The sequence below is a fragment of the Cellulosimicrobium cellulans genome (genome assembly GCF_001722485.1).
In the GTDB taxonomy this organism is placed as follows: Bacteria; Actinomycetota; Actinomycetes; order Actinomycetales; family Cellulomonadaceae; genus Cellulosimicrobium; species Cellulosimicrobium cellulans_A.
Genome location: NZ_LWGL01000252.1, coordinates 1 through 3,079, shown reverse-complemented (window position 1 = coordinate 3,079; position 3,079 = coordinate 1). Strand labels below are relative to the sequence as shown.

5 protein-coding genes are annotated in these 3,079 nt (G+C 75.7%); all 5 read left to right on the top strand.

The features are described from left to right. A partial coding sequence (locus tag JZ5iCDA_RS16560) for a helix-turn-helix transcriptional regulator (protein WP_139123188.1) occupies positions 1–635 on the top strand: 635 nt, incomplete at its 5' end. Between the two features lie 39 nt (positions 636–674). Further along, on the top strand, positions 675–1,001 hold the full coding sequence (locus JZ5iCDA_RS16555; protein WP_069388128.1) for a hypothetical protein: 327 nt from the start codon (positions 675–677) through the stop codon (positions 999–1,001). Positions 1,002–1,044: 43 nt separating this feature from the next. Then, positions 1,045–1,338, top strand: a complete 294-nt coding sequence (gene tatA, locus JZ5iCDA_RS16550) for a Sec-independent protein translocase subunit TatA (protein WP_069388126.1) — start codon at positions 1,045–1,047, stop codon at positions 1,336–1,338. Between the two features lie 36 nt (positions 1,339–1,374). Further along, positions 1,375–2,118, top strand: a complete 744-nt coding sequence (gene tatC / locus JZ5iCDA_RS16545; protein ID WP_069388125.1) for a twin-arginine translocase subunit TatC — start codon at positions 1,375–1,377, stop codon at positions 2,116–2,118. 60 nt (positions 2,119–2,178) lie between these two features. Continuing rightward, positions 2,179–3,079 (top strand): diacylglycerol/lipid kinase family protein (locus JZ5iCDA_RS16540; protein ID WP_069388124.1); only part of this gene is annotated, 901 nt, incomplete at its 3' end.

Sequence of the window (3,079 nt, the reverse complement as noted above, 5' to 3'; positions counted from 1 at the left end):
GCGCCGGCGTCGTGGAGTCGGCGCTGCGCAAGCTCACCGACGCCACCGGCGAGGCGGCCGCCGCGCTCGACGTGCGCCTCGCGCCCGAGGGCGACCCGCGCGTCGTCGCCGCCCTCTCGAGCGCCCTGGCCGCCGGGCACCGTCTGCGCATCCGGTACGTCACCGCCGCGGACGAGGCGTCCGAGCGCGAGGTCGACCCCGTGAGCCTGCACACCCAGGACGAGCACGCCTACCTGCTCGCGTGGTGCCACCGCGCGCAGGGGCGGCGCACGTTCCGCGTCGACCGCATCCTGGAGGCGACCGAGCTCGACGTCCCCGTGGAGGGGCACGACGTCGACCCGGACGTCGACTTCACGCCCGCCGGCGACGCCCCGGTCGCCACGATCGTGCTCGCCAGCCCCGCGCGCGCCGTCGCGGAGCAGGTACCGGTCGAGTCGGTCCGCGACCTGCCCGACGGGTCGTTCGAGGTGCGGCTGCGCGTGACCAACCCCGTGTGGCTGCGCCGCCTCCTGCTGTCCCGCGCCCCGCACGTGCTGTCCGTCGAGCCCGCGTCGGTCGCCGACGACGTGCGCGAGGTCGCGACGGCCGCCCTCGCCGCCTACTCCGACCTGCCCGACGACCTGCCGGACGCGTGACCCCGCCGTCGCGGCGTCCGGGTCGTTAGGGTGAGCGGCATGTGGTTCTGGGTGTGGACGCTGCTCGTCGCCAGCACGCTCGTGGGCGCGTTCCTCCTCGGCCGCCGGCTGTGGCGCTCTGTGCGCGCGCTCGGGCACGAGCTGTCGCGCGCCGTCGGCGTCGCGAGCGAGCTCGGCGCGAGGGCCGAGGAGCTCTCGCGCCGGCTCGAGGCCCAGCAGCCGTCCACCGCCCCCACCCTGTACGACGACCCCGTCGAGCTGCGCCTGCGCGTCGACGCCCTGCGCGCCGACCGTGAGGACCGGCGGGACGAGCGCCGCCGCCGCGACGAGCAGGTGTGGGCACGGTGGCGCCGGTTCAACGCGTAGACTCGGACGTGGTCTTTCCCGGTCCTCGAGGAGGAGTCGCACCATGGGCATGCTGAAGCCCTGGCACATCATCGTGCTCGTCGTCGTGATCCTGCTGCTCTTCGGGGCACGCCGGCTCCCCGACCTGGCCCGCAGCGTCGGGCAGTCGCTCAAGATCTTCAAGAAGGAGGTCAAGGAGCTCACCGAGGACGACAAGGACGACCGCGACGACCGGGTCGACCCCGCGCCCCAGGACCGGACCACCGGCACCCCGGGCACCACCGGCACCGGCACGGGACCGAGCAACGTCCCCGGAGGAACGACGTCGCCCGCCCCGGACGACGCGTCCCCGAGGTGATCGGTGTCGCGCACTCCTCGTGACCCCGAGGGGCGCATGGCGCTCCGGGAGCACCTCCTGGAGCTCCGCAAGCGCCTCTTCCTCGCCGCGTGCGGCCTGGTCGTCGGCGCGCTCGTCGGCTGGTTCCTCTACGAGCCCCTCCTCGACGCCCTGCAGGCACCGCTCCAGCAGGCCGCCGAGGAGCAGGGCAAGCTCATCACCCTGAACTTCTCCGGCATGGCCTCCGCGCTGGACATGAAGGTCAAGGTCTCCCTGTTCCTCGGCGTCCTCGTGTCCTGCCCGTGGTGGCTGTACCAGCTGTGGGCGTTCATCACCCCCGGCCTGACGTCCGCCGAGCGCCGGTACGCCATCGGGTTCCTCGCCGCGTCCGTGCCGCTGTTCCTCGGCGGCGCGCTCCTGGCCTGGTGGGTCCTGCCGCACGCCGTCGACATCCTCGCCGGCTTCGTGCCCGACGACGCGACCAACCTCGCCGACGCGCAGGGCTACCTCAGCTTCGTCATGCGCCTCGTCCTCGCGTTCGGCCTCGCGTTCGTCATGCCCGTCGTCCTCGTCGTGCTCAACGCCGCCGGCATGATGCGCGCCTCCACGATGGCGCGCGGCTGGCGCTGGGCCGTGCTCCTCGCGTTCGTGTTCGCCGCCGTCATGACGCCCACCCCCGACGCCCTGACGATGATCTTCGTCGCCCTGCCCATCTGCGGGCTCTACTTCGGCGCCCTCGGCATCAGCTACCTGCACGACCGCCGCGTCGACAAGCGCGACGCCGCACGGCTCGCCCTGTGACACCCGCGACCCCCGGGCGCCCGCCGCGGCGCCGGGACCGCCCATGAGCGCGCACCACCCGTGAGCACCGTCGGCCTCGTCGTCAACCCCACCGCAGGCCGAGGCCGCGGCGCCGCCGCCGGCGCCCGCACCGCCGACGCGCTGCGCGCCGCCGGGCACGACGTCCTCCACCTCGGCGCACCCAGCCTCCCGCTCGCCCAGGAGTCCGCCGACACCGCCGTGCGCGGCGACCACCCCGTCGACGCGCTCGTCGTCGTCGGCGGCGACGGCATGGTCCACCTCGGCGTCAACGCCGTCGCCGGCACCGGCGTGCCCCTCGGCGTCGTCGCCGTCGGCACCGGCAACGACTTCGCCCACGCCCTCGACCTGCCCACCCGCGCCGTCGACCCCTGCGTCGACGCGCTGCTCCACACCCTCGACCACACCGACCACGCCCGCGAGCGCCGCGTGGACGCCGCCCGCGTCACCGGCGCCCACCTGCCCGGCCCGCGCTGGTACGCCGGGGTGCTGTCCGCGGGCGTCGACGCCGCCGTCACCGCCCACGCCAACGCCGCCACCTGGCCGCGCGGCCGCTCCCGCTACGCCCGCTCCGCGCTGCGCGAGATCTCCCGCTACCGCCCCTACGGGTACCGCGTCACGCTCGACGGCGTCCAGGGGCCCGACGGCGACGACCCGCCCGCCCTCGTCGCCGGCGTCCCCGTCACCGTCGAGCCGGGCCCCGACGGGGCACAGGTCGTGTGGCGGTCGCCGGGCGCGCTCGTCGCCGTCGCGAACACCCCCCGCTTCGGCGGCGGCATCCGCATCGCCCCCGGCGCCCGCCTCGACGACGGGCTGCTCGACGTCGTCCTCGCCGGCGCCCTCACCCGCGCCGACGCCGCCCGCACCTTCCCGGGCATGTACGCCGGGCGCCACCTGCGCCACCCCGGCGTCGGCGCGCTGCGCGCCCGCGCCGTCACGCTCG

What these genes read in the sequence shown, in the direction of transcription:
- JZ5iCDA_RS16555 (WP_069388128.1), top strand. Translation starts at nt 675, where the DNA reads ATGTGGTTCTGGGTGTGGACGCTGCTCGTCGCCAGCACGCTCGTGGGC.
- tatA (WP_069388126.1), top strand. Translation starts at nt 1,045, where the DNA reads ATGGGCATGCTGAAGCCCTGGCACATCATCGTGCTCGTCGTCGTGATC.
- tatC (WP_069388125.1), top strand. Translation starts at nt 1,375, where the DNA reads ATGGCGCTCCGGGAGCACCTCCTGGAGCTCCGCAAGCGCCTCTTCCTC.